The organism is Collinsella aerofaciens, assembly GCF_015557435.1.
In the GTDB taxonomy this organism is placed as follows: Bacteria; Actinomycetota; Coriobacteriia; order Coriobacteriales; family Coriobacteriaceae; genus Collinsella; species Collinsella aerofaciens_Z.
On the sequence record NZ_JADNOH010000037.1, the window covers coordinates 1 to 22914 of the forward strand.

Annotated in this window: 34 protein-coding genes and 1 pseudogene; 25 read left to right on the forward strand and 10 right to left on the reverse strand. The window is 63.8% G+C overall.

The annotated features are described in order from the left end of the window. The first annotated feature begins 249 nt into the window (after window positions 1-249). Together I2G43_RS02675 and I2G43_RS02680 are read left to right on the forward strand one after the other, a co-directional pair. Window positions 250-1137, forward strand: a complete 888-nt coding sequence (locus I2G43_RS02675) for a methyltransferase domain-containing protein (protein WP_324249485.1) — start codon at window positions 250-252, stop codon at window positions 1135-1137. 168 nt (window positions 1138-1305) lie between these two features. Beyond that, window positions 1306-1605: a YhbY family RNA-binding protein gene (locus tag I2G43_RS02680; protein WP_006234690.1), complete on the forward strand. Its 300-nt coding sequence runs from the start codon at window positions 1306-1308 to the stop codon at window positions 1603-1605. Between the two features lie 69 nt (window positions 1606-1674). On the opposite strand, the gene I2G43_RS02685 is transcribed toward I2G43_RS02680, so the two are convergent. The 10 genes and pseudogenes from I2G43_RS02685 to I2G43_RS10460 all read right to left on the reverse strand — a co-directional run. Beyond that, complete coding sequence (locus I2G43_RS02685) at window positions 1675-4674, reverse strand: AfsR/SARP family transcriptional regulator (RefSeq protein ID WP_195534984.1); 3000 nt, start codon at window positions 4672-4674, stop codon at window positions 1675-1677. 447 nt (window positions 4675-5121) lie between these two features. Then, entirely contained in the window at window positions 5122-5850 is a 729-nt protein-coding gene (nagB, locus tag I2G43_RS02690; protein ID WP_117583336.1) for a glucosamine-6-phosphate deaminase, read from the reverse strand. A 271-nt stretch (window positions 5851-6121) separates the two neighbouring features. Next, window positions 6122-6619: a PTS sugar transporter subunit IIA gene (locus I2G43_RS02695; protein ID WP_035136902.1), complete on the reverse strand. Its 498-nt coding sequence runs from the start codon at window positions 6617-6619 to the stop codon at window positions 6122-6124. A 71-nt stretch (window positions 6620-6690) separates the two neighbouring features. After that, window positions 6691-8028 carry a phosphoglucosamine mutase gene (gene glmM / locus I2G43_RS02700; protein WP_195534985.1) on the reverse strand — a complete coding sequence of 446 codons (1338 nt, stop codon included), beginning with the start codon at window positions 8026-8028 and terminating at the stop codon, window positions 6691-6693. 123 nt (window positions 8029-8151) lie between these two features. Beyond that, window positions 8152-8547, reverse strand: a complete 396-nt coding sequence (gene rpsI / locus I2G43_RS02705) for a 30S ribosomal protein S9 (protein WP_195534986.1) — start codon at window positions 8545-8547, stop codon at window positions 8152-8154. Between the two features lie 2 nt (window positions 8548-8549). Beyond that, window positions 8550-8993, reverse strand: a complete 444-nt coding sequence (rplM, locus tag I2G43_RS02710; RefSeq protein ID WP_022094635.1) for a 50S ribosomal protein L13 — start codon at window positions 8991-8993, stop codon at window positions 8550-8552. 234 nt (window positions 8994-9227) lie between these two features. Continuing rightward, window positions 9228-10106 (reverse strand): patatin-like phospholipase family protein, encoded by an 879-nt coding sequence (locus tag I2G43_RS02715; RefSeq protein ID WP_195534987.1) that lies wholly within the window; start codon window positions 10104-10106, stop codon window positions 9228-9230. 386 nt (window positions 10107-10492) lie between these two features. Then, window positions 10493-12043 carry a recombinase family protein gene (locus tag I2G43_RS02720; RefSeq protein WP_195534988.1) on the reverse strand — a complete coding sequence of 517 codons (1551 nt, stop codon included), beginning with the start codon at window positions 12041-12043 and terminating at the stop codon, window positions 10493-10495. Window positions 12044-12045: 2 nt separating this feature from the next. Then, entirely contained in the window at window positions 12046-12528 is a 483-nt protein-coding gene (locus I2G43_RS02725) for a LexA family protein (RefSeq protein ID WP_229071520.1), read from the reverse strand. A gap of 36 nt (window positions 12529-12564) precedes the next feature. Next, a pseudogene (locus I2G43_RS10460) lies at window positions 12565-12726 on the reverse strand (helix-turn-helix domain-containing protein); the annotation flags it as partial. Between the two features lie 101 nt (window positions 12727-12827). Here I2G43_RS10460 and I2G43_RS02730 point away from each other — a divergent pair. From I2G43_RS02730 to I2G43_RS10595, 23 genes are all read left to right on the forward strand, one after another. Beyond that, window positions 12828-13025, forward strand: a complete 198-nt coding sequence (locus I2G43_RS02730) for a helix-turn-helix domain-containing protein (RefSeq protein WP_117637851.1) — start codon at window positions 12828-12830, stop codon at window positions 13023-13025. Between the two features lie 28 nt (window positions 13026-13053). Then, window positions 13054-13392 carry a hypothetical protein gene (locus tag I2G43_RS02735; protein ID WP_195534990.1) on the forward strand — a complete coding sequence of 113 codons (339 nt, stop codon included), beginning with the start codon at window positions 13054-13056 and terminating at the stop codon, window positions 13390-13392. Between the two features lie 47 nt (window positions 13393-13439). After that, window positions 13440-13640, forward strand: coding sequence for a hypothetical protein (locus I2G43_RS02740; RefSeq protein ID WP_117637853.1), 201 nt, complete (start codon window positions 13440-13442; stop codon window positions 13638-13640). Window positions 13641-13728: 88 nt separating this feature from the next. Beyond that, window positions 13729-13929 (forward strand): hypothetical protein, encoded by a 201-nt coding sequence (locus tag I2G43_RS02745; RefSeq protein ID WP_117637854.1) that lies wholly within the window; start codon window positions 13729-13731, stop codon window positions 13927-13929. Continuing rightward, a complete protein-coding gene (locus I2G43_RS02750) occupies window positions 13917-14315 on the forward strand; it encodes a hypothetical protein (RefSeq protein ID WP_158551308.1) in 399 nt (132 codons plus the stop codon). The genes I2G43_RS02745 and I2G43_RS02750 overlap by 13 nt, the downstream gene beginning before the upstream one ends. Then, window positions 14312-14677 (forward strand): RusA family crossover junction endodeoxyribonuclease, encoded by a 366-nt coding sequence (locus tag I2G43_RS02755; protein WP_158551309.1) that lies wholly within the window; start codon window positions 14312-14314, stop codon window positions 14675-14677. The genes I2G43_RS02750 and I2G43_RS02755 overlap by 4 nt, the downstream gene beginning before the upstream one ends. A gap of 125 nt (window positions 14678-14802) precedes the next feature. Beyond that, window positions 14803-15231, forward strand: a complete 429-nt coding sequence (locus I2G43_RS02760; RefSeq protein ID WP_195534991.1) for a hypothetical protein — start codon at window positions 14803-14805, stop codon at window positions 15229-15231. Window positions 15232-15273: 42 nt separating this feature from the next. Further along, complete coding sequence (locus tag I2G43_RS02765) at window positions 15274-15570, forward strand: hypothetical protein (protein ID WP_117765307.1); 297 nt, start codon at window positions 15274-15276, stop codon at window positions 15568-15570. Beyond that, on the forward strand, window positions 15558-16841 hold the full coding sequence (locus tag I2G43_RS02770) for a ParB/Srx family N-terminal domain-containing protein (protein WP_195534992.1): 1284 nt from the start codon (window positions 15558-15560) through the stop codon (window positions 16839-16841). Before I2G43_RS02765 ends, I2G43_RS02770 begins: the two co-directional genes overlap by 13 nt. Beyond that, the gene (locus tag I2G43_RS02775; protein WP_195534993.1) at window positions 16842-17846 is read left to right on the forward strand and encodes a DUF1351 domain-containing protein; all 1005 of its coding nucleotides are present in this window, start codon (window positions 16842-16844) and stop codon (window positions 17844-17846) included. It begins immediately after the preceding gene. A 1-nt stretch (window position 17847) separates the two neighbouring features. Next, a complete protein-coding gene (locus I2G43_RS02780) occupies window positions 17848-18420 on the forward strand; it encodes an ERF family protein (RefSeq protein WP_229071509.1) in 573 nt (190 codons plus the stop codon). Continuing rightward, window positions 18421-18774: a hypothetical protein gene (locus tag I2G43_RS02785; protein ID WP_117637860.1), complete on the forward strand. Its 354-nt coding sequence runs from the start codon at window positions 18421-18423 to the stop codon at window positions 18772-18774. After that, the gene (locus I2G43_RS02790) at window positions 18771-19325 is read left to right on the forward strand and encodes a single-stranded DNA-binding protein (RefSeq protein WP_195534994.1); all 555 of its coding nucleotides are present in this window, start codon (window positions 18771-18773) and stop codon (window positions 19323-19325) included. Before I2G43_RS02785 ends, I2G43_RS02790 begins: the two co-directional genes overlap by 4 nt. 19 nt (window positions 19326-19344) lie before the next feature. Beyond that, complete coding sequence (locus tag I2G43_RS02795; protein WP_195534995.1) at window positions 19345-20040, forward strand: conserved phage C-terminal domain-containing protein; 696 nt, start codon at window positions 19345-19347, stop codon at window positions 20038-20040. Further along, a complete protein-coding gene (locus I2G43_RS02800; RefSeq protein ID WP_195534996.1) occupies window positions 20024-20752 on the forward strand; it encodes an ATP-binding protein in 729 nt (242 codons plus the stop codon). Before I2G43_RS02795 ends, I2G43_RS02800 begins: the two co-directional genes overlap by 17 nt. Next, the gene (locus I2G43_RS02805; RefSeq protein ID WP_118349165.1) at window positions 20739-21134 is read left to right on the forward strand and encodes a hypothetical protein; all 396 of its coding nucleotides are present in this window, start codon (window positions 20739-20741) and stop codon (window positions 21132-21134) included. Before I2G43_RS02800 ends, I2G43_RS02805 begins: the two co-directional genes overlap by 14 nt. Next, window positions 21131-21379, forward strand: coding sequence for a hypothetical protein (locus I2G43_RS02810; protein ID WP_195534997.1), 249 nt, complete (start codon window positions 21131-21133; stop codon window positions 21377-21379). Before I2G43_RS02805 ends, I2G43_RS02810 begins: the two co-directional genes overlap by 4 nt. A gap of 11 nt (window positions 21380-21390) precedes the next feature. Continuing rightward, entirely contained in the window at window positions 21391-21600 is a 210-nt protein-coding gene (locus tag I2G43_RS02815) for a hypothetical protein (RefSeq protein ID WP_195534998.1), read from the forward strand. Next, complete coding sequence (locus I2G43_RS02820) at window positions 21597-21788, forward strand: hypothetical protein (RefSeq protein ID WP_195534999.1); 192 nt, start codon at window positions 21597-21599, stop codon at window positions 21786-21788. Before I2G43_RS02815 ends, I2G43_RS02820 begins: the two co-directional genes overlap by 4 nt. 2 nt (window positions 21789-21790) lie before the next feature. Beyond that, entirely contained in the window at window positions 21791-22297 is a 507-nt protein-coding gene (locus tag I2G43_RS02825) for a hypothetical protein (RefSeq protein ID WP_195535000.1), read from the forward strand. Window positions 22298-22299: 2 nt separating this feature from the next. Then, window positions 22300-22485: a hypothetical protein gene (locus I2G43_RS02830; protein WP_117637868.1), complete on the forward strand. Its 186-nt coding sequence runs from the start codon at window positions 22300-22302 to the stop codon at window positions 22483-22485. Further along, window positions 22482-22703: a hypothetical protein gene (locus I2G43_RS02835; RefSeq protein ID WP_195535001.1), complete on the forward strand. Its 222-nt coding sequence runs from the start codon at window positions 22482-22484 to the stop codon at window positions 22701-22703. Before I2G43_RS02830 ends, I2G43_RS02835 begins: the two co-directional genes overlap by 4 nt. After that, window positions 22700-22834 (forward strand): hypothetical protein, encoded by a 135-nt coding sequence (locus I2G43_RS10595; protein WP_264297873.1) that lies wholly within the window; start codon window positions 22700-22702, stop codon window positions 22832-22834. Before I2G43_RS02835 ends, I2G43_RS10595 begins: the two co-directional genes overlap by 4 nt. Window positions 22835-22914 lie beyond the last annotated feature (80 nt).

Sequence of the window (22914 nt, forward strand, 5' to 3'; positions counted from 1 at the left end):
TCGCACGGAGAGCACATTAAGTGCTCTCCGGCTCGTGCGGAACTCGCGATCGACCTTATATATTTGTCCTCCCCGGGGCTCCCGCACAACGGGACCTCGGTTGGGTTCTATCCCGATTGCAGTTGCTTCGCTCCTGCACCACTTGGTTGGTATGGCGGTTTGGCGTTGGAACGGTTCTTTTTCTGATATATGCTGGTTGCGGTTCTTCTTTTGGGAGGGGCCGCTTTTTTGTTGTGAGGGGGATGGCCCGTGGCTGATGGGGTAATTCGTTCTGAGCTGCTTTCTGTGGATTGGAATGATGAATGGATGCGTTTGCAGGCTGCTCGGCATCGGGCTGATGACTCTTTTGAGTGGGATAAAAGAGCTCGGCATTTTCGGCCGCTGGAGACTGCCCCTTATGCCCGGGATTTTATGGAGCTGTTGGCGCTCCGGCCTGGTGAGTCGGTGCTTGATATGGGGTGTGGGGCTGGTTCGATTGCTATTCCGCTTGCGCAGGCCGGGCATCCTGTGATTGCTGCCGACTTTTCCCCTGCTATGTTGGGCACGCTTGATGCTGGCATTGAATACTATGGGCTCGAGGGTCGCATTGCACCGCTTGAGCTTGCTTGGGATGATGACTGGGATTTGGTTGGACCGGTCGCAAAAGCGGTAGATGTTGCCTTTGCCAGCCGCTCGGTTACTACGACCAATCTGAAAGGTGCGCTTGCCAAACTCGATCGTACGGCTCGCCGGCGTTGTGCTGTCACGATGGTCGCCAATTCCAGCCCGCGCTACGATCTGCATCTGATGAATGCCATCGGCGCCTCGTTTACCTGCAGCAATGGCTTTGTGTATGCCTTTAATATCCTCATTCAGATGGGTGCCCTGCCGCAGGTTTCGTACTTTGAATCGCCTCGTCGCGACACTTTCGATAGCCTCGAGGCGGGTGTGGCGGACTTTTCCCGCATGCTCGAGCATGGCAACGAGGATAAGGTCGACCGCCTGCGCGATTACATTGCCCAACACATGATTGAGAACCCCCATGCCGGCGAGCCAGGCTCCAAGGGTGCGCCGCAGGGACGCTTCATGCTCGATCATATCCGCAAGGTTCGCTGGGCGTTTATTGCCTGGGAGCCGGTCTCCGCGAGTCGTCCGTAGCCCATCTATAAACTGCTCGCAGCCCGCACCGGCCACTCACCCGGCATCCGCATTCTTTTTGAACTGGGCAAACGCGCTCCACACCACGCCGTTCCTGCGCTATCGTGGGACAGCTCACGTAGATTAAGGCCCCATCGCGGGGCGCCCATACATAGAAAGCGAGAACCCATGGCACTGACAGGAGCACAGGTCAAGCAGCTTCGCAGCATGGCCCATCACCTCAACCCCGCCATCATCATCGGCAAGTCCGACGTCAACGAGGGCACCGTCGAGCAGACGGTCGCCTACCTGGAGAAGCATGAGCTCGTTAAGTGCTCCGTGCTCGACGGCTCCAGCCTTTCCGCCCGCGAGGCCGCCGAGGAGCTCGCCGAGCGCTGCCACGCCGAGGTCGTCCAGGTCATCGGCCGCAAGTTCTCGCTGTATCGCGAGTCCTCGCGCAAGGACATCGAAAAGATCAAGCTCGTCTAAGAGCCAACGATCCGGCAAGCCAGCATACAGCAAGCCTGCGGGCGTCCGAGCAATTCGGACGCCCGTTTTTTATCGCTCGACCAGCACGCGGTTAAGCCTACCCTCCACCAAGCGCTCGTACAGACGCCGCGTTTCGGGCTCGGGCACGCCATTGACCTGCTCCCTCAGGTGGTGCATATGCCCGCTGTACAGCTCGACAATATCGCGCCGCCGCCCCGCCGCGCCGTAGACGCGCATAGCGCAACGCACCATGTCCTCGCGCGCTGTCTCTTGGCGCAGCCCCGACTCCACCAGCCATACCGCCGACTGCAGGTCGTTTTCTTCTAGGGCGGCATTCGCTCCCCGAATCATGCAGTCGATATACTTCGATTCCATAATGCGCCGCATGCGCAAAAAGTAGGTGGGATTGCAGCCATTGGGAACATACAACGGACCGGCGTAGAGCTGCTCGATCTTGAGGCACAGCTCGACCAGATGGGGTCCGCGCGCACCCGTGCGATTTCCCAACACCTCACGACTAATCTGATCGAATAGCCTCACATCAGTCTTAACATAGTCACCGTTAAGCCCAATGCACTCATTTTGGATCAGCACACACGATTTGCCGTCCGGCGTCGGCCCCAAGGCCGAGCGCAGGCGTGATATCGTCGAATACAGGTTGTTACGGGCGCTATTGAACTCTGCGTGGGGCCATAGCTCCATGGCCAGCGTCTCGCGGTCGACCAGCGCATCCATGCCCAGCGCAAGCCGTTCGGCGAGCGTTGCCGCTTTCTTGCGGCGCCACATCTTGTCCGTGATGGGAAACCCGTCGCGCTCGGCGCGAAACGCCCCAAACATGCGAATCTCGATATGGTCGACAGTATCGACGGCTTCGACCTCGCCAGCCTGAAACAGGCGCTCACCCTCCCCTTCCAGATCGTCACGCAGCGAATACCGCGATAGTTCGCGCACCGGGAGTTTCTTGCGGATTCTGGCCGCCGGCTCGCCCAGACAATGCATGGCAAGGCGCGCAAAGAGCCGATACGATGGGTCCAAAATCCCTGCGCGGTTCATGGACATCCAAGCCGCAAGATCGCTGTCTCGCCCTGCACAGGCCAAGTGCAGCGCTACCATCCAAGCCTCCGCACCGCCAACCTGCGTCTGACTTATATCGAGCAGCTCCGCCTCCTCGCGCACCGAAACCATCGAGGTGTTACGCAGATACGCCGCACGCTCCAGCAGCAACGCGTTGTCGCGCATGTACGCAATTGGCTCCTCAGCCAGTTTGAGTACCTGAACCGCGCGGAACTTCGCATTGACCGGCCGTCCTTCCGCCAACGATTGCCAGCCTTCTAGCAACAGGCCAAACAGCTGAATCTGGTTATCGCGCATGCGCACGGCAAAACGATCGAGCTCGTTGAACGCCGCATCGTCGGTTACCGGCAAGCCGGAAAGGAGCCGCCGTGCCGCCAGCACCATGCGTACCCAGATAGCCGGCGCCTTAAGTCCGCGCACATCGAGCGCGTCCCGCACCAGCGCCATCTCGTCGTCGCGCTCGTCGATCCCCGCAAACGACCCATCGAAGAGCTCCACCAGCATGCTATCGGCCCGTATAAAAGTCCCCGCGATATCGAGCTCGCAGTCATAGGCCTTGCGCGTTTTGAGCTGCTGCAGAGCACCACCGCCATCTCCCCGCTCGGCCAACCAGTGCTTGACCCCGATATGCGCAAAGAGCATGTCGAGCGCCGTGTGTTCCGTCTCGATTTCCGGCACAGCAAGGTTCATGGGAAGCCCAAGCCCGTTGTCCCCATAGCAAACTGCCGTAAGGGCCTGGGCGACCTTCCACGAAACGGGATCTATTTCACAGGCTGCCTGATCGCCCGCATGCTCAATGAGCGATGCCATACAGCGGGCGAGCTTTGTGTTGGACACGCTGACTGCCGCCAAATATACACCGAGCGCCTCGGCAGGCGTTGGCTCTGGGGCGGGATCGTCGGCATCGATCGTGCTCAACGCCGCCCGGCAGACATCGGCACCGTGCCCCGTCAGAGCAAGATCGACCCCATACTGCCCGGCAAGTTCAAGGACCACGCTACGGTCCAAAAAGGCGTCGGCTAGGTCCATCGCCGCATCACATCGACCTGCCTTGAGCAAAATTCGAGCTGCCCGCGGAACAAGCTCGGGACGGATCTCGGCCACCAACTTACGCAGACGCAGACGTCCGTTGTCCTCGGCGCCCAGGCACGTAAAGCTCCGGTCGGCGGGATCTAAACCAAAGATCGGGTAATCGCGTACAAGGTAAGACTGGTCGATCATCGACAGCCTCACCCCGCAAGCCTCGAGTTCTGCAATATTGCCCTCGCCCATCAAGATCATGAGGCAGGCGACGCAGAACAGCGCATTATTATCGAGCGAAGCAAGATCGACAAGTGCCGCACCATACACGTTGACAATCTCGTTTTCGAGCAGACCGGCAACATCGCCCTGGCCGTACAGACCCGTCTGCAAAGCCGAAACAAGCTCGGGCACACCCTGTGTGAGCTGGTAAAAGTCAAGCGATGTGCTAATCGAAAACGCCGATGCCCACGCCGAATACTCATAGGCATGCACCTTGAGCATTTGCGCATTGATCTTAACCGAGTCACCCAGCCCATGAATCAGCTGACGATTTGAAGGACGGCAGGAGATAAAGACCCCTACCCCCATAGCGCGCAGGCCGCGAATCCTGTCAATGAGGTCTTCGGTATCATGCTGATCGAGATTTGGCACATTATCAATCGCGACAAGGGAATGCGGCTTGTCTTTGAGCTCTTCGGTTACCACCTCGAGCTGCATAAACACCTCGCGCCCAATGGCTCGATCCGCCTCGATAATCCGAACGGGGCCTCGCGTCGGATCGCTTTTTACCTCTTGGGTGTACTGCAGCAGCACCGAGGTTTTCCCAAAGCCATCAGGCGCGTAGAGAACCACGATGCCGGCCTTTCGGCCCTTGGCGATAAGCTCATTCAGCAGACGCTCGCGTCGCACCATATAGCCTCCGCCCAGCGGCATCAGTTCGAGGTCGTCTATACTATCCAAATCGTTTACCATGCCTGCTCCTCTACTCGACCGTATGGACACCGTAACCGCAAGACCATACAAGCCGCACCATGAATAGGGCGGCCTTGTGTTTTAAGTTGTCTATCGGTACGCAAGCGGCAAGTTTTAGTACAGCGAGGGCCGATTGTTATTAATCCCCCGACTAATCGGTCTTTGAGCAGGTAAATGTACTTGTCGGCTTGTCCCATCCCAGTGGCAGTGTAACTCATATGAGCATGGTTCACCCATGTCATTCAACTCGCCTAGCACCCGCTACCGTCTGCGACCTTTTAGTGGCATTTTTGCATAGAATCTGGTATGGAATGAATCAAGCTGTTGGGTATCCGTCATCCGTCAAGGCTTGCGGCAAGATTTTGGTCAAGCATACGACAAGGACAGCAAAAGGCCCCCGCAAAGCGGAGGCCTTCGGCAAAGCTATGTCGAGATGACGGGCGCGCGCTACTCGCAGAGCGAAAGGGCTGCCTCGTCGGCGACCACGACGCAGTTGGTGTGCAGCTGCAGGATCGAGGCCGGGCACTCGGGCGTAACCGGACCATAGCACATGTCATGCACGGCCTGGGCCTTGGCCTCGCCGTTGGCGACGACCAGGATCATGCGGGCATACATGATGGTCTGGGTACCCATGGTGTAGGCCTGACGGGGCACGTCGTCGATGCTGTCGAACAGACGGCTGTTGGCCTGAATGGTGCTCTCGGTAAGGTCGACGCAGTGCGTACCCTTGGAGAAGTGGTCATCGGGCTCGTTGAAGCCGATGTGACCGTTGTTGCCAATGCCGAGCAGCTGCAGATCCGGGTAACCGGCGGCAGCGACGATCTTGTCGTACTCGGAGCAGGCAGCGGCGGCGTCGGGGTTAGAACCGTCGGGCACATGCGTGTTGTTCAGGTCGATGTTGATGTGATCGAAGAAGTTCTCACGCATAAAATAGTGATAGCTCTGGGGATCGTCATGCGAAAGGCCACGATACTCGTCCAGGTTATAGGTGCTGACCTCGGCAAAGTCGACGTCGCCCTTCTCATACCAAGCGGCAAGCTGCTTGTAGGCGCCAATCGGGGTGGAGCCGGTGGCAAGGCCCAGCACGCAATCGGGCTTGAGGATGACCTGCGCCGAGATGATATTGGCGGCCTTACGGCTCATATCCTCGTAGTCTTTAGCTTTAATGATCTTCATTACGCGTCCTTTCTCGTACAAGAGAGGCAAGGCTCCCCTTACAAGCGCTTGCCCGCGGCCCGCGTCGGCCGCAACCAACGTGTGCGGCCACCAGGGCGAGGTCGCGTAATGTATGTGTCTCGTGTCTAGCCGCGTCGAGGCCCCTGCCCGTCCACGGTGACCCGAAGCCCTTTAGCTTCGGACAAATCCCATCTTGCCACGGAGGGCGCCCTCTTTCAAGGGCGCCCTCCGTAAACGTGTTTGAATTGTAGGCTAAAGGCCAAGCGCGCTCCTAGCGCTCGCGAGCGACGATGAGTTGGTCCATCTCCTCGACATGCTCGCCAACGGAGCCCTTGATGCTCGAGAACTCAACAGAGTTGCACACCAAGATAGGAACCGTCACATCGTAGCCCTCGGCAGCGATTGCTTCGCGATCGAACTCGATGAGCACGTCACCCTTATGGACAATATCGCCCACCTGCGCATGCACGGTAAAGTGCTTGCCCTCGAGCTGAACGGTATCGAGTCCAACGTGGATAAGCACATCCAGGCCATCGACCGTGTTAAGCGCAACAGCGTGTCCCGTGGGAAAAATAGCCTCGACCTTGGCATCGGCCGGTGCGATCACACGCGTTCCGGTGGGCTGAATCGCCACGCCCTGGCCCAAAAGACCGGTGGCAAACGTTTGGTCATTGACCTCGGACAGTGGAATAACGTCGCCCGAGATGGGAGCATCCAGCGTAAGGACTCGACCACGCATACCAAAAGACCTTAGGACTTTAGTGAACATGCTCCCCCTCGGACATACCAATCAACCAAATGAACTTTACCAGTTTACCACTTGGCAACCGTTTTTGACCATTAGGGAAGTTCGCGCTTGACAACCTCAACGATGTCGTCGACAACACGCTGGGTCAGCTCATGCGTTTCGGCCTCGGCCATAACGCGGACCAGCGGCTCAGTGCCACTCGGGCGCACCAGAATGCGGCCGCGGCCGTCAAGCTCCTTCTCGGCGGCAGCGACGGCATCCCAGATGGGCCGGCAGTCGTCCAGGCCGGCCTTGTTGTCGGAATGCACGTTGACGAGCACCTGCGGATACTTCTTCATGATGCCGGCAAGATCGGTGAGGGTGCGACCAGTGCGCTTGAGCACGGCCAGCAGCTGCAGGGCCGTCACCAGGCCGTCGCCGGTGGTGTTGTGCTCCAGGAAGATGATATGGCCGGACTGCTCGCCGCCGATGACGGCGCCGTCTGCGAGCATGCGCTCCAGAACGTAGCGGTCGCCCACGGCGGTCTGGACCATCTCGAAGCCCTGCTCCTTCATAGCGATGGAGAAGCCCAGATTGCACATGACGGTCGAGACAATCTCGGAGTTGGCGAGCTTGCCACGAGCGGCGAGGTCGGAGCCACAGATGGCCAGGATGTAGTCACCGTCGATCTCGTTGCCCTCGCTGTCGACGAAGAGCACGCGGTCGGCATCGCCATCGTGGGCCAGGCCAATGTCGGCGTGGGTGCGCAGGACGAGCTCGCGCAGGGGCTCAAGATGGGTGGAGCCGCACTCGACGTTGATGTCGGTGCCGCAGTAGTCGGTGTTGATGGCATGGACCGTGGCGCCCAGGCGCTGCAATGCGGCGGGCGTGGTCTGGCAAGAGGCGCCGTGACCGCAGTCGACGGCAACAACCAGGCCGTCGAGCCTCAGGCCGTCGAGCGTATCGATAGCGTGGTCGACGTATGCCTTGCGAGCATCCTTCATCTTGATGATGTGGCCCACACCGGCGCCAGTCGGCAGCGTGTCGGCAGCCATGGCCTCCTCGGACATGACCCATGCGCTGATCTCCTCCTCGACGGCGTCGGGAAGCTTCATGCCCTTGCGGCTAAAGAACTTGATGCCGTTGAACTCCGGCGGATTGTGCGAAGCGGAAATGACGATGCCGCCGTCGAGCTCGTTCTGAACGGTGAGCAGCGCCACGGCCGGCGTAGGGATAACGCCGCAGCAGTGTGGACGGCCGCCCTCGGCCATGATGCCGGCGGTCAGAGCACTCTCGAGCATGGTGCCCGAAAGGCGCGTGTCGCGGCCGACGCAGATATCCGGACCAAGGAACTTGGTCGCCGCGCGGCCCAGGCGAAACGCGAGGTCGCACGAGAGGTCGGCATTGGCGACGCCACGAACGCCGTCGGTACCGAAGATGTTCTGGGGCATAGGATTGCTCCTTCCCTAGCGGGCGATATGCAACCGCCCACCCTAGTCGAAAAAGAAAAGCGGGACCCGCCGAGGAATCGGCAGGCCCCGCTTGTACATTGTATCTCGTAAGGAGATAAAACCTTAGCGCTTGGAGAACTGGGGAGCGCGGCGGGCCTTCTTGAGGCCGTACTTCTTGCGCTCGACCACGCGAGCATCGCGCGTAAGGAAACCGGCCTTCTTGAGGTCAGCACGGTAGTCGCCAGCGTTCAGGAGAGCGCGAGCGATGCCCAGGCGCAGAGCGCCGGACTGACCGGAGATGCCGCCGCCATCGCACAGAGCGATAACGTCGAACTGACCGGCGGTGTCGGTCACCTTGAAGGGAGCAAGGGCGTTCTCAACGAGCTGATGACGGCCGAAATACTGCTCGGCGTCACGCTTGTTGACAGTCACCTTGCCGGTGCCGGGGACGAGACGGACGCGGGCGACGGCGTTCTTACGACGGCCGGTACCCTGGTAGACAACGGTGTTCTCAGCCATCTTTAAGCCTCCAGCTCAATCTTCGTGGGGTTCTGGGCAGCGTGCGGATGCTCGGCACCAGCGTAGACCTTAAGCTTGGTCATCTGGGCACGGCCGAGGGTGGTCTTGGGCAGCATGCCGCGAACGGCGCGCTCGATGACCTTCTCCGGGTGCTTCTCCATAGCCTGGCGGAAGCTCTCAGCCTTGAGGCCGCCGTTGTAGCCGCTGTGGCGATAATAGGTCTTCGTGTCGGCCTTGTTACCGGTAAGCTGGACCTTATCGGCGTTGATGACGACAACGAAGTCGCCGCAGTCGCTGTTGGGCGTGAACTGGGGCTTGTTCTTACCGCGCAGGATCATTGCGATCTGGGTGGCAAGACGGCCCAGGACAGCACCATCGGCGTCGACGAGAACCCAGTTGCGCTGGACCTCGCCCTGCTTGGCGTAGTGAGTCGATTTCGAAATCACTTAGACTCCTCCATGTACAGTACGTGTTGTTACAGAGATTCACGGGGCTCTGCAAGTAACCCGTCCATATTACCCCGCTCGCCGCCCGAGTCAACAGGTATTTTGGCTCCGACCAGAGTTTCTGCACATGTCGTCCACGCCCGGTGTTTTCACGGGACGGGGCCTAGAGATCCCTCGACGAGCAAATGGCCCTCTAGGCCCCTATCTGTTATCGCTTTTTGCGGGTCGACCACCTTAGCGCTCGACGAACTCCTGAATTTCCGCGAGCAGGCGCTTTGCCTCCCGGCGGCCCTGGATATACAGGTCGAGCAGCTTGGCCGTGTCATGCTCCACATGGCCGACCTCGACCGGCTTTTGCGGAGCCACGATTAGCGCACGATCCTCGCGCTCATACTTCCACAGGTGCATGCGCTGGACGTTGTAGCGGTCGTGGCGCGCCTCGATGGCCTCGAGCAGATAGGGGTAGTCGCCATAGCGCGCACGCGCGGCCGGCATAAACTCGTAGGGCCCCTTTTCGTACGAGCGGTCCTGCGTGAGCACGACAATCGCGCGATCGTATCCGGCCTCCTCCAGCACGTGCTCCACGGGCACCGAATCTGCCACGCCGCCATCGACGTACTTGTGACCGTCGATCTCGACCGGCGGCGTCACCAGCGGCAACGAGGTTGAGGCGCGTACGCAGTCGATATCGAGCATGGCGTTTTTGACGGGCAGGTAGGCAGCGGTGCCAAACAGCATGTCCGTCGCGACGGCATACATTTCGATGGGACTCGCGTCGAAGGTCTCGTTATCGAAGGGATCTAGACGGTCCTGCACGTCGTTGAAGATAAAGTCGTAGCCGACGATAGAGCCCGTGGATGCAAACGACGCGGCACCCATATAGCGGTTGTCATTGCAGAAGGCCAGATTGATGCGGTTAACGCGGCCGATCTGGTGCGACTTGTAGTTCACGCCGTTGAGAGCGCCGGCCGATACGCCGAACACCGCCGGGATCTCGACACCGGCCTCCATGAGGACGTCGAGCACGCCTGCGGTAAATTGCCCACGGAAGCTGCCGCCCTCCAGAACGAGCGCGACCTTGCCGGCATTTTTCGCCTTATCTTCTGCAGTCATGTTGACCTCCTGCCATTGCGTTTTGGCCTTCTTCTACCCAGTTTTGCGATGGAGGGCGCACTAGTTTTTGGAGTTGAGAAACGGGGCGGAAAGCGCGTCCCGTTCTGAGCGTGGATTCTGGGACGTAGTTTCCGCTGGGCGACAGTTGGGAAAGCGCGTCCCGCCCTGCGTTGCCGCGGCGTTTGCTTAACGCTCGCGCCCTGCACAGAGTTCGATTCTCCGCGGTCTGGGGCTTCCGTTGACGGGTTGGGGCCGGGGCCAGACACCCGATCGGCATCGCATCTATATCTGGTTGAGGCTTTGCGCGGAGAATCCGCGTATTTGCTTCGCAAATACGCGCCGGCTTCGGCCGCCTGCCGGCGTCCTCGCCCGCGGGCTAAAAACGCTCACGCCCTGCACAGAGTTCGATTCTCCGCGGTATCTGATAAGTAATAAAAAAGCAGGTAGGTGCGTTTACCTACCTGCTTGTAACTATTGGTGGAGCTGGCGTTCATTCGGTCGAACACCTCGCCACCTGGACCTATAGCGCCAGGCAGCGACGGATTATCGCCCAAGCCGGCAGAATCGTCAAACGTGAACGCCACGCGCAGGCCGTCGTCATCGTCGGGGCCGCCCAGCACCACGCGCGCCACGAACGTGCGCAGGAGCTGCGCGTCGTCCACCTCGGCGGCGGCCATGCCCTCAAGCCAGAACAGCGCGCGGTCGTAGTCAAGGCGGGCGGCCTCAAGGGCCTCGGCCGTGCGCAGCTCGTCCTTGAGGAGCGCCTGCCGCTGCTTCAGCGCGTCTATGCGCTCCTTGCCGCCCGGCGGCGCGATGCCCGACTCGATGGCCGCCCATATGTTGGAGAACGCCGTCTCGATCTTGGCCAGCTCGCCCTTTATGGTCTCGCTCAAGGGCTTCTCGTCGGCGCGCTCCTCCTCGGCGTCGGCCAGCATGCGAGCGATGCGCTCGCGGCTGTCGGCGCTGCCCAGGGCCTCGCGCACGGCGTCGGCCACGCGCTTCTCCACGACATCGCGGCGCACGGTGCGCCCGCAGCTGCGGCAGCGGTAGTAGTGATAGGGCCTGCCCGACTTGCCCGTGCCGCTGGTGCCGGTCATCAGCCCGCCGTCGCGCCCGTCGTAGAGCTTGCCCGTGAGCGGGAAGTCCCACGCTTCGGTCTTGGCGCGGGGCCTGTGCGAGTCCTCAAGCATCCGTATCACCCTCTCCTCGTCATCCATGGGAACGATGGCGGGCATGCCGCCGGGCACGACCACGCCCGCGTAGTGGTACTCCCCGCCGTTCTCCCGCCGCATCAGTATGCGGCGCACCGTCTGGAAGCGCCACTTGCCGCCGCGCTTGGTGCGGTACGGCTCCCAGGCGCGCACCACGTCGGCCACCGACTTGCCCGACAAGACCATGCGCACGCCCAGGCGGATGGCGGCGGCCTCCTCCTCGTTGACCACGTAGCGCCCGTCCGCTATGTCCCAGCCGTAGCGCACGCAGCCGTTGGCCATGCACCGCTCGGCGTTCTTCTGTATGCCGTCGCGTATGCGCTCGCCGTCGAGCGCGCTCTCGTACTCCGCCAGCACCTCCAGCATGCCCAGCTGCAGCACGCCCGCCGAGCCGTCCGAGATGTCCTCGCCCGCGTACAGTATCTCGACGCGGCAGCGGCGCAGCATGATGCGCGCCATGGCCATCTCGTCGCGGTTGCGCATGATGCGCGTCACCTTCCAGATGACCACGAAATCGAACAGCCCGCGCCTGGCGTCCGCCATCATGCGCTGGAACTCCGCGCGGTCGGTGTTGGTGCCGGTCTGCGCGTAGTCGCAGTACGTGGCCACCACGCGCAGGTCGTTCTCGGCGCAGTAGGCGCGGGACTTCTCCACCTGTATCTCTATGGACTCGCCGCGCTGGTTGTGGCTCGAGAAGCGGGCGTATATCGCCGCGCGCCCGCCCACGGCTACTCCATCTCGTCGGCGGCCTGGAACCACACCACCGTGCCGATCACGCGCACGGGTCCGTCGTCCATGCCGAAAATCATGTCCTCGTAGTCCTCGAAGCTATCCGCCGACAGCATCAGCTTGGTGCTGCCCTTGTACCAGCGGCGCATGACCGCGCGGTAGTCCTCGGTCTCCACCACGGCGATGGACCCGTTGGCGGGCTGGCGGTCGGGGTCGACCAGCACGTGGCTGCCCTCGGGTATGACGCGGTTCATGCAGTCGCCCTCGACCTCCAGGGCGAACGCGCGCGGATGCCCGGCGCACACCGAGGCGGGCACCTCAACGCGGTGCGCTATCTCCTCCTCGTCGGCGAGCGCGCCGGCGTGCACGCGCCCGAGCGTGAGCAGCGGCACGGTGGCGCTGCTGGCCACCACGGGCATGGCACCAGCGGGCATATAGGAGCTGCCCTTGGGCTTTTTGGTCACGGGGTCAATCTGATCCATTCCGCCGTCTTCTATAAGGTGTGACTTACTAATCTGATAGCAGGCCGCCATGCGCTCAATAGCTCCCATACGGGGTTCGGAGCGGCCATTTTCCCACTGCGAAACGGCGTTACCTGTCACACCTGCAATCTCACCCAGTTCATCCTGGGTAACGTCGAAAATCTGCCGTAACTTCTTTATGTTGTCGGATATCGGCATCTTAACTCCTTCCAGGACTTAAATTTATTTTCAATTTTACCAAAATTAATCTTGACCGTGTTCTGAAGATTAATTACAGTTATGGACAGAAAGGAGGGAGTATGAAGTCACTCAAGCAGGCGCGCATGAGCAAGGGCGTAACCAAGAAGGCAATGGCTGAACATCTGGGCATTTCAGGACCTACATACGATGTTTATGAAGACCACCCCGACCGTATGCGCATCGAGACGGCTAAAAAGGCCGCCGACTTCTTGGGCTACAAACCCGAAGAAATTTTTTTCGCTTCAAACTGTAATTAGATTTACCTATCAGAAAAGGAGACACCCCATGACCACCAAGAGCCACCAGCCCGAGTTCGTCGATGAGATCATCGGCAAAACGCTCGACCACCTCATCGACGACCGCAAGCGCGTGGCCGTCAACTTCGAGCTGGCCGAGAACGGCTGCATGGAGGAGACGCACGTCAGCCTCAAGCGCCGCATCGCGGCCATGTGGGGCTTCCAGACGAGCGGCATCGAACTTTTGGAGGCGAGCACGACCCGGTTCGAGCTCGGCGGCATGCAGTTCAACGTCTACAGCTCCGTGCAGTTCAGCGTGAACGGCAAGGGCTGGAGCACCGACTTCAAGCGCATCGAGCGCGACAGCGCCTACGACGTGAAGGAGTAGGCCATGCTGAACGAGGTGACCGTACGGGGGGGTTCACCGCCCTCAACGTGAAGAGCGGCAAGTGCGTGCTGCAGTTTGAGCTGGACCCGAAGTTCCGCGACTTCATCCCCAAGCTGGTGGAGTTCACGGGGCAGATGCTCAACATCCACGTGTACGACGACCAGGAGGTGATGTTCGTGGATAGGGACACCGGTGAGGTCGCCTACGAGGACGCCCCGCTGCTTCTGCCGGGCGTCGCGGGCGAATGACCCCGATACAGCGCGCCATGTGCGACGAGTGCGCCGCCATGATGCGCGAGTTCTACAAGGACCCAGAGAACGAGAGGAAGTTCCAGGAATGGAAAAGATCAAGGGAAAGAGGGTGCGCGTCGCAGCCGGCAAGCGAAAGACGCGCACCGCAACGGTTCACTTCCGAACCGAGACCAGTGTAACACCCGAGCAGCGCCGCGAGAGGCTGCAGGCCGTTTTCGCCGCCCTGTTCGTCTGCGCGTGCATCGCCGCCACATGGGCGCTGGAGGCAACGGTATGGCCGAGGTAGACGCCAAGGCCCAGGCCCTCGTGGCCAAGGCGTGCGGCTGGGTTGCCTCGAACCCCGATACATGGGCGAAGCTGCGCCGCATCTGCTACCGCCTGATGCTGGAGGGCCACGTCATCCAGCGCGACAACGTGTACACCCTGGCGTGCCAGAACGGCATGACCGTGAGCGAGGCCAGCGAGTTCAAGCGCGACCACAACCTGTGGAGCGTGCTGTCCCGCTACATGGTGCTGCAGCGCCCCTCCATGCTGGCCGCCGTGAGCTTCCGCCGCACGCCGGTGGACTCCGTGGACCTGGTGGGCACGTGGGAGGCCATCGTGGGCCCAGCCGTTTTCGCCGCCTCCACGCTAACCGAGGCGCAGGGCATCTACGACAGGGGCGCGCAATGAGGTGCACCGTCACGGTCGAGGGCCGAATGCCGAGCCTGAACGACTACATCAGCGCCGAGCGCGCCAACCGCTACAAGGCGGCGGCCATGAAGAAGCGCGAGACGGCGCGCGTGAGGGCGGCGGCCATGCAGCAGCGCGCGCCGCGCTTCGAGCGCCGGGTGACCGTGCGCACCACGTTCTACGAGCCCGACATGCGCCGCGACGCCGACAACGTGGGCTTCGCGCGCAAGTTCGTGCTCGACGGCCTGGTGGCGGCGGGCGTAATCAAGGACGACTCCCGCAAGTACGTGGAGCAGTGCCCCGACAGGGTGCTCACCGACAGGGCGCGCCCCCGCGTGGTCGTGGAGGTGAGCGACGAGTGACCCGCCGAGACAAGGGCAGGCCACACAGGGCGTGGCGCAAGGCCGACCTCGACCGCATAGCCGAGCTGGCGGGAAAGGTGCCCGCCCGCGAGATTCGCCGCGAGCTGCGGCTGTCCAAGAACCAGTTGGATAACGCGCGGCGCGTGATCAACGCCAGCGGCGGCCACGTGTCCCTGCGCTGCTACCGCCACCGCCTGGAGCTGTGCCCGTCGTGCGGGTGCCGCAGGGCGACCCTCGGCAAGGACGGCATCTGCGAACCGTGCAGACGCCAGCAGCAGCTTGAGGCCATAGAGGCCCGCATAGCCGAGCTGCTGCCGAGGCTGACCGCAGAGGAGCGCCGCACCTACGAGCGCACCGAGTGCGGCCGAGAGAGCCGCGCCGACCCCATGCCGCAGGCCCCGGACACCTCGGGCATGAGCCGCTACGCCGCCGACAAGGCAGCAGAGGCGCACGACGAGGCCATGGAGCGGTGGCTGTGCCGCTACCTGTACCGCAGGGTCAAGGCGGCGCAGAAGCGCAAGGAGCGCATAGAGAAAAAAGTTCCGAAATCCTGAAAAGTTTTTATCACTTTTAGTTTTCCCAGTTAGGAGACCAAAATGCTCACGGAAATCATCAGCAAGACCGTCGCGGACAAGACGGTGGACAGCATCCTGAAGCGCATCGAGCGCGCCGTCCCCGTGCCCGAGCCGGGCGACGGCGGCTTCGACGCCGCCATGCGCCAGGCGTTCAACATGGGGGCCGCCTGCATGGCCGCGCAAATCAAGAACGGCCCCGTGCCCACCAAGCGCATCGCGCTCATGGGCGAGGTGGCCCGCGTGGCGTGCCGCGCCCGCCTGGTGGGCATGGAGTGCCGCGTGGTCGTAGACGAGGAGGCCCGCGCATGCAATCGCTAGAGGAGGTCGCGATCTGCGACGTGTACCCCTACGAGCGCGCCGACGGCGAGCCGATGAACCCGCGCGACTTCACCACCAAGGAGAGCGCCGAGCACATCGCGGGCCTGGCCGCGCAGTTCAAGGCCAACCGCCTCAACCCCGGCCAGCCCGTCATGAAGCCCATCCTGTACAAGGAGGGCGGCATCTACTGGATCATCGACGGCGAGTGCCGCGTGCGCGCCATGAGGGCCATCGGCACCGAGCGTTTCCTCGCCGAGGTCTACGACGACCTGGACGACGCCGAGCTGGCGCGCGTGGAGGCCGCCAAGGCCATGGTGGAGACCGACGCCAAGCTGGGGCTGACCGCCGAGGAGAAGTCGCGCGGCGTGCAGACCATGCTGGCGCTCGACATTCCCGACGAGGAGGTGGCCGTGGCCGCCCGCACCGACGCGGGCACCGTGGCCAAGGCGCGCCGCGCCACCCGCAGGGTGCAGGACGCCGCCTACGACATGACGCTCGACCGCCTGGCCGCCATCGCCGAGTTCGAGGGCGACGACGAGGCCGTGGCCGAGCTGCGCGACTGCAAGCAGTCCGAATGGCAGCGCGTGTACACGAGCCTGAAGGCCGAGGCCGAGAAGAGGCGCAACCGCGCCGAGGTGGTGGCGGTGCTTGCCGACGCGGGCGTCGAGTTCGTCGACGAATGCCCCGAGGGCTTCGCCGCATGCCGCACGTTTTCCGACTACCGCCCCGACCTGGCGGCGCTGGACGCCTACGTGGCCGACAACGCGGGCGCGGGGCTTCTGGCCGAGGAGACGCCGTTCGGCGTGACCCTGCTGGCGCCGGTGGCCGAGGGGGCCGACGAGGCCGCACAGGCCGCAGCCCAGCGCAAGGCCGACTTCCAGGCCGCCTACGAGGACGGCGCGAAGGCCCGCCGCGAGTGGCTTGCCGCCCACGCGGGCGACCTCAAGTCGATGCGCCGCACGGCTCTGGCTCTGACCGCGTTCGCCATGGAGGCCGAGGCCGTGGAATCGTTCGAGGAGCTGCTGGGCCGACCCATCGACCGCACGCCCACCGAGCTGGCCGTGGCCATGGGCTGGCGGGCGGCGTGGAACATGAGCGGCTGGACGGCCTGGAGCCTCATGGAAGGCGGCAGCCCCGTGTACCTCAACCGAGCGACGGTCGAGAACGTGACCATCATCTACGAGGCCATGAAGGCCGACGGCTACGAGCCGAACGCGGCCGAGACGGAAACCTACGAGGCGTGCATGGCGCGCCTGGGAAGCGAGGAGTAAATGAGCGAAGCAGTTGAGGCCGAGATCATCGAGCCCGAGGAGGCGTCAGAGCTGACCGTGGCGTACTCCCCCGCCGTGATCGAGGCCAACTTCGACGCCCTGGAGGCGCACGTGCGCAGGCTGGTGGCCGACTACGAGGGCGCGACCTACGACATGGGCAAGGACGAGAACGTGAAGGCCGCCAAGCGCGACCGCGCCTACCTCAACGGCATCGCCAAGGAGATAGACGAGCGCCGCAAGGCAGTGAGCCGCGAGTACACGAAGCCCCTGGCTGCGTTCGAGGACAGGTGCAAGGCCGTGGCGGGCATCGCCAAGCAGGCGGCCGACGGCATCAAGGCGCAGCTGGACGATGCCGAGGCCGAGCGCCAGGCGCGCGCATACGCGAAGCTGCAGGAGCACTACGAGGAGTTCGCCGGGCTGCTGGCCCCCGTCGTGCCCTATGAGCGTTTCCACGAGAAGCAGTGGACCAACAAGACCTTCGGCGAGGTGAAGGCATTCAAGGCCCTGGAGGCCAAGGTAGAGCGCCTGGCCCAGGACTGGGAAACCCTCAAGGCGCAGTTCCAGGGCGAGCCGTTCTACGACGAGGCCGAGCGCGAGCTGTTCGCCACCCTGGACCTGGGCGCGGCCATAACGGCGGCGCACAAGGCCGCCGAGGAGCGCCAGCGAATCGCCGAGCTGAAGGCGGCAATGGAGCCGGAACCCGTGGAAGAGCCCGAATCCGAAGCGGTGCCCGAGCCCGCGGAATGCCAGCCCGCAGAGTTCCCGCAGCCGCTTGAGCAGATGCCCGAGCCGCAGCCCGCGCCCATGCCCGCCCCGGTGCCGCCAGCGCCGCCCGCACCGGCACCCGTGGCCAAGGCGGGCGACCCGTGGACGGTCGTGGTGCCGTGCGCCACGCGCGAGCAGATGCAGGGCGTCGCGGCGGCCCTCAAGGCGCAGGGCGTCGTGGGCACCATCATGCACGGCACGGTTGGCCAGGTTTACGAGCGAATGAACGGAGGCTACTAGCATGACCCAGGAACAGCAGCCCATCGACCTCATGGCGGCCGTTGCCCGCGTGCAGCGCGCCGTGGTGGTGCCCAAGGCCAAGTACAACGCTTTCGGCAAGTTCAGCTACCGCAGCTACGAGGACATAGTGGCCGCGCTGAAGGAGCCGTGCGCCAAGGAGGGCCTGGCGTTCTTCATGACCGACGAGCTGGTGCAGATAGGCGACCGCTACTACGTGAAGTCCACGGCGTGCGTGTTCCCCGCCGAGGGCGGCGAGGGCCTGCTGCAGGTGAGCGCCTACGCCCGCGAGGACGAGCACAAGAAGGGCTCCGACGACGCCCAGGTGACCGGCATGGCGTCGAGCTACGCCCGCAAGTACGCGCTGTGCGGGGCGTTCGCCATCGACGGGCAGAGCGACCCCGACGCCATGGAGGAGCAGCCCGCGCCCGAGGAGAAGCAGCCGCCCGCAGACGGCCCCTTCACGGCCCACTGCCGCAGCTGCGGGGCGCGCTACCAGTTCGCCAGCATGCCGCAGTACATGGAGTTCGTGGCCAACAGCCCGTGCTGCCCGCGCCCCGACTGGCAGGTCGAGTAGATGCAGGCGCTCACCGAGGAGCTGGACGAGCTGACCGACAGGCTGGAGGCCGAGCTGAAGACCTGCAAGGAGTCCGGCTGCCAGTACGCCGAGAACGAGGCCGAGTACCGCAAGGCCCTGCGCATCGCCATCCTGAACGAGCGCCAGAAGGGCACGCCCGTCACCATCATCGGCGACGTGTGCCGGGGCCAGGAGCAGATAGCGGAGGCCAAGCGCCGCCGCGACTGCTCCGAGGCCATCTATAAGGCCTCGCAGGAGGCCATCAACGTAATCAAGCTGCGTATCCGCATGGTAGACGCGCAGATCACCCGCATCTGGAACAGCGGGGACGTAACCCAAGGAGGGTATCTATGAGCATCAACCGCGTATGCATATCCGGCAACCTGACCCGCGACCCCGTGCTGCGCTCCACGTCTGGCGGCATGTCCGTGCTGTCCATGGGCGTGGCCGTCAACGACCGCCGCAAGAACCAGCAGACCGGGCAGTGGGAGGACTACCCGAACTTCGTGGACTGCACGCTGTTCGGCACCCGTGGCGAGAAGCTGGCGCAGTACCTCGCCAAAGGCAGCAAGGTGGCCATCGAGGGCAAGCTGCGCTACCGCAGCTGGAACGACCAGCAGACCGGCCAGAAGCGCAGCGCGCTGGAGGTCGTGGTGGACGAGCTGGAGTTCATGAGCAGCCAGCAACAGCAGCAGGGCTACGCGCCGCAGCAGTACGCGCCCCAGGCGGCCCCGCAAGCGCCGCAGGCCCGCACGTACGGCCAGGGACGCCCCGCCCCGGCACCTGCGCCGCAGCAGCCCGCCTACGCGCCGCAGCCGGCCACTCAGCAGGCGTACGCGCCACAGCAGCCCGCGCCGCAGCAGCAGGCCATGCCCGATCTGTACGACGAGGATATCCCGTTTTAGGGAAGGCGACGGCGACACTATGGGCATGGTTATACACGACGACTTCTGGGCGGCCGCGCAGGCCATGCCCGAGAAGCAGCGCGCGCCGTTCATCTACGCCATCGTCGAGTACCGGTTCACGGGCAAGGAGCCGCAGGGCAGCCCCGCGTGGCTGCCTACCTTCCTGGTGCTCAAGGGCAGGCTCGACATGGGCGACGAGAAGAGCGAGCGCGCAAGGAAGGCGGCCAACGCCCGCTGGGGCAACAGGCCGGGGAAGGAAGACGCGGTGGACGATGCGGCGGCACGGGCGCAAGCCGATGCGCAAGCACATGCGGGAGCATATGCGGATACAGATGCAGCCGCACATGCGCAAGCAGATGCGGATGCACATGCAGGCGCATCGAGTTGCGGCAATGCAGAGGTTGAGGTTGAGTATATAGATAACCCCTTAATCCCCTTTGACGAAATCGTGCATGCGCTCAACGAGGCAGCCGGCACCCGCTACCGCTCAAGCAGCGCCAAGACCCGCAGGCTGATACACGCCCGCTGGGCCGAGGGCTACCGCCTCCCCGACTTCCTGGCCGTCATCGACACGATGGCAGCCGAGTGGGCGGGCGACCCGAAGATGGCCAAGTACCTGCGGCCCTCCACGCTGTTCTCGCCGAAGTTCGAGGACTACGTGAACAGCGGCCCGAGGACCCGGAAGGAGGCCGACGGCTATGCCGAGTACGACTGAGTGCCCCCACTGCGGGGCGCAGCTGGAGGTCCGCTACGTGGTGCTGGCTGGCCGCCGCACCTTCTGCGGCTGGAAGCCGTGCGGCTGCCCGGGTGCCGTGGCGGAGCGCGACGAGCGTTCGCGCCTTGAGGCCAGGGCCAAGGCCGAGGAGGCCGCAGCCAAACGCCGCCGGGCCTACGAGCGGGCCGGAATCAAGCCCCGCTTCATGACAGCCGCCTCCCCCATGGCCGAGGGCATTGCCGCGAAGGTTGAGCAAGGGCGCGGGGCGTACATCTGCGGCCCCGTGGGAACCGGCAAGACCCACCTGGCGAGCGCCGTGGCGCGGCTCCTGGTGGACGGCGGCACCAGCGTGAGGGTGACCGACATGCTGGGCGTGCTGGCCGCCATCAAGGGCACCTACGGCGGCGACGGCACCGAGGACGGCGTGCTGTCCAGGCTCTCCCGCGTGGGGTGCCTGGTGCTGGACGACCTGGGCAAGGAGTCCCCCACCGACTGGACGCTGGGGCAGGTGTTCCGCGTCGTGAACGACAGGTACGAGAACATGAGGCCCGTGGTCGTGACCACGCAGTACGGCAAGGGCGACCTCATACGCCGCCTGGCCAAGAACGGCGACGAGGAGACGGCGGTGGCCATCGTGAGCCGCCTGTCGGAGATGTGCGACAAGTACGAGCTGCAAGGCAGGGACAGGAGGCTATCGAATGGCAAACGTTGACACGCTGCCCGAGATCCTGCGCCCCCTCATGGAGGGGCCGAGCATCGAGACGCCCAGGTGCGCCGTGTGCGGCGCGCCGTGGCCGCTCAACCGCCACCACATCGTGAGGCGCGGGGCGGGCAAGCTGTTCCGCGACGGGCGCGAGGTTCCCAAGCCCACGGTGATGCTGTGCGGCAGCGGCAACGGCAGCGGCTGCCACGGGCTGGCGCACGCCAACCGGCTGCACTTCCGCTGGGTCAGGGCCGAGCAGAGGTTCAACCGCCCCGCCCCGCCGGGCTCGGGGCACTGGGAGTACCTGCTGCTGCCGGAACCGACCAAGTACGCGGATGCCCTGGCCATGGACGGCTGGGGGCGGCTGCCGAGGGGCAGGCGGTGCATGTGAGCGGGTACGAGCCTTCAAGCGGGTGGAACCTGCCGCCGGGCTGCTTCGAGTCCGACCCCAGGGCACCGTGGAACCGGCCCGACCCGTGGGAGGGCTGCACGTGCCGGGAGTGCCGCTTCTGCGGCCGTGTGCAGGGCGCTGGCGGCGAGGCCGTGTGCGCCTGCGACGCCATGACTGGCGGCGGCCCCGACGTGGAGGCGGTGGACGAGACAAGCGAGGCATGCGAGTGCTTCGAGTTCGAATAGGAGACGAAACGATGAAGAAGATCTACGCGGTGGCCACGGAGAGCGACGTGGTGCTGGCATTCGAGAGCAGATCGGACGCAGACGAGTACGCAGGCGAGCACGACGGCATGGCGGTGCTGCCGGTGCCGTGCGTGGGGGCCTACGAGTACCCCTGCGAGAGGCCGGCCACCGACTGGGACCGAATCGCCGACGCTCTGCCGAAGGGAGGCGAGCAGGCATGAGGCTGTACATGTGCGCATGCGAACGCTGCGGCAAGGAGGTGCCGGCGACCCTGGCGGGTTACGCCAAGATGGTGCTGGGGAACAGCGCGCGAATCGACGGCAAGGCGAGGGCCTTGTGCCCGGAGTGCGCCGAGAGCCTGCGGGCGTGGTTCCTCGCAGGCGCGGTGAAGCCGGAAGGAAGGGAGTAGACATGGGAATCATCTGCGATACCTGCGGGCGCGATATCGACGCCCTGCGGCAGGACAACATGGGCGTAGACGCGCCGCTGTGCGAGGACTGCTGGGGCGAGCAGCAAAGTCATACGGTAGCAGTGCCGCGTCGCGAGGCTCGCAACCTGAGGTTCGAGAACGCCCTACTGCGCGAAAAGCTGGACGCCGGAACCGAAGAGACGGCCGTGCAGAACCTGCGCAAGGGCATCGAGACGGCCTACGAGGCGAGCCGCGAGCGCGCCCTGGCGCTCACGAAGCTGGACGAGTGCGAGCTGTGGCTGGGGCGCTGCGAGCCGAGGGCGGCAGCGTCACCGACGCTCAAGGGCGCGGCCCAGGACGCCGCCATGCCTTGCCTCAAGGCCGAAGAGGCGCACGGTTTCGCGATGCCCGACGTGAACGTGGAGGTGAAGGCCGAGGTAACGGCCGAGGAGCTGGCCAAGAGACTGCGCGGGGCCATGAAGCCGGCCATGCGGATGGCGGTGGAGTAGCCATGGAGCAGCAGACCGAGAAGCCGAAGCGCCGACCCAGTATCGAGGTGCGCTGCCCGAAGTGCGGCATGCGCGAGATCTGGCACCACCTGCCCAAGGGCGGCGACCGCTGCCGCTGGTGCGGCCACCTGTTCGAGGACTTCACCTACCGCAAGGTCGGGCCGAGCGCGAAGGAGGGGGCGCGATGACGAACTGGGAGCACCTTTTCGGCACGCCCGAGCGGGCCATCCACACGGAGACGGAGTTCCACTCGTGGCCCTTCTTCATCGCCGTGTATGAGACGAGCCGCATGAGCAGCTGCACTACCAGCAAGCGGCTGCTGGCCAGCTTCTGCGAGGAGGCCGACTACCTGGAATGGCTCAAGGCCGAGTACGACGACGGCACCATCGAGTGGGAGGAGCGATGAACCGCCCGGGATGCAACTGGGGGTGCCTGCTGTTCATAGCGGCGGCAATCGCCATAGACGCGGCGGCCATCTACGCCATAAGGGCGCTGGCGCTCGGGCTCATGGCCATGGCCGTGGCGGCGTGCGGATAGGGGCAACCGAATACGGAAACAGGCAGAGGGCCGTCCTTCGGGGCGGCCTTTTCCGTGCCCGGCGACACGCTTGCGACCAT

Bases quoted from the DNA above. Each gene is read 5' to 3' on its own strand.
- I2G43_RS02680 (WP_006234690.1), top strand. From the start codon at position 1,306: ATGGCACTGACAGGAGCACAGGTCAAGCAGCTTCGCAGCATGGCCCAT.
- I2G43_RS02685 (WP_195534984.1), bottom strand. From the start codon at position 4,674: ATGGTAAACGATTTGGATAGTATAGACGACCTCGAACTGATGCCGCTG.
- nagB (WP_117583336.1), bottom strand. From the start codon at position 5,850: ATGAAGATCATTAAAGCTAAAGACTACGAGGATATGAGCCGTAAGGCC.
- I2G43_RS02695 (WP_035136902.1), bottom strand. From the start codon at position 6,619: ATGTTCACTAAAGTCCTAAGGTCTTTTGGTATGCGTGGTCGAGTCCTT.
- glmM (WP_195534985.1), bottom strand. From the start codon at position 8,028: ATGCCCCAGAACATCTTCGGTACCGACGGCGTTCGTGGCGTCGCCAAT.
- rpsI (WP_195534986.1), bottom strand. From the start codon at position 8,547: ATGGCTGAGAACACCGTTGTCTACCAGGGTACCGGCCGTCGTAAGAAC.
- I2G43_RS02715 (WP_195534987.1), bottom strand. From the start codon at position 10,106: ATGACTGCAGAAGATAAGGCGAAAAATGCCGGCAAGGTCGCGCTCGTT.
- I2G43_RS02725 (WP_229071520.1), bottom strand. From the start codon at position 12,528: ATGGATCAGATTGACCCCGTGACCAAAAAGCCCAAGGGCAGCTCCTAT.
- I2G43_RS02730 (WP_117637851.1), top strand. From the start codon at position 12,828: ATGAAGTCACTCAAGCAGGCGCGCATGAGCAAGGGCGTAACCAAGAAG.
- I2G43_RS02735 (WP_195534990.1), top strand. From the start codon at position 13,054: ATGACCACCAAGAGCCACCAGCCCGAGTTCGTCGATGAGATCATCGGC.
- I2G43_RS02745 (WP_117637854.1), top strand. From the start codon at position 13,729: ATGGAAAAGATCAAGGGAAAGAGGGTGCGCGTCGCAGCCGGCAAGCGA.
- I2G43_RS02750 (WP_158551308.1), top strand. From the start codon at position 13,917: ATGGCCGAGGTAGACGCCAAGGCCCAGGCCCTCGTGGCCAAGGCGTGC.
- I2G43_RS02755 (WP_158551309.1), top strand. From the start codon at position 14,312: ATGAGGTGCACCGTCACGGTCGAGGGCCGAATGCCGAGCCTGAACGAC.
- I2G43_RS02765 (WP_117765307.1), top strand. From the start codon at position 15,274: ATGCTCACGGAAATCATCAGCAAGACCGTCGCGGACAAGACGGTGGAC.
- I2G43_RS02770 (WP_195534992.1), top strand. From the start codon at position 15,558: ATGCAATCGCTAGAGGAGGTCGCGATCTGCGACGTGTACCCCTACGAG.
- I2G43_RS02775 (WP_195534993.1), top strand. From the start codon at position 16,842: ATGAGCGAAGCAGTTGAGGCCGAGATCATCGAGCCCGAGGAGGCGTCA.
- I2G43_RS02780 (WP_229071509.1), top strand. From the start codon at position 17,848: ATGACCCAGGAACAGCAGCCCATCGACCTCATGGCGGCCGTTGCCCGC.
- I2G43_RS02785 (WP_117637860.1), top strand. From the start codon at position 18,421: ATGCAGGCGCTCACCGAGGAGCTGGACGAGCTGACCGACAGGCTGGAG.
- I2G43_RS02790 (WP_195534994.1), top strand. From the start codon at position 18,771: ATGAGCATCAACCGCGTATGCATATCCGGCAACCTGACCCGCGACCCC.
- I2G43_RS02795 (WP_195534995.1), top strand. From the start codon at position 19,345: ATGGGCATGGTTATACACGACGACTTCTGGGCGGCCGCGCAGGCCATG.
- I2G43_RS02800 (WP_195534996.1), top strand. From the start codon at position 20,024: ATGCCGAGTACGACTGAGTGCCCCCACTGCGGGGCGCAGCTGGAGGTC.
- I2G43_RS02805 (WP_118349165.1), top strand. From the start codon at position 20,739: ATGGCAAACGTTGACACGCTGCCCGAGATCCTGCGCCCCCTCATGGAG.
- I2G43_RS02815 (WP_195534998.1), top strand. From the start codon at position 21,391: ATGAAGAAGATCTACGCGGTGGCCACGGAGAGCGACGTGGTGCTGGCA.
- I2G43_RS02820 (WP_195534999.1), top strand. From the start codon at position 21,597: ATGAGGCTGTACATGTGCGCATGCGAACGCTGCGGCAAGGAGGTGCCG.
- I2G43_RS02825 (WP_195535000.1), top strand. From the start codon at position 21,791: ATGGGAATCATCTGCGATACCTGCGGGCGCGATATCGACGCCCTGCGG.
- I2G43_RS02830 (WP_117637868.1), top strand. From the start codon at position 22,300: ATGGAGCAGCAGACCGAGAAGCCGAAGCGCCGACCCAGTATCGAGGTG.
- I2G43_RS02835 (WP_195535001.1), top strand. From the start codon at position 22,482: ATGACGAACTGGGAGCACCTTTTCGGCACGCCCGAGCGGGCCATCCAC.
- I2G43_RS10595 (WP_264297873.1), top strand. From the start codon at position 22,700: ATGAACCGCCCGGGATGCAACTGGGGGTGCCTGCTGTTCATAGCGGCG.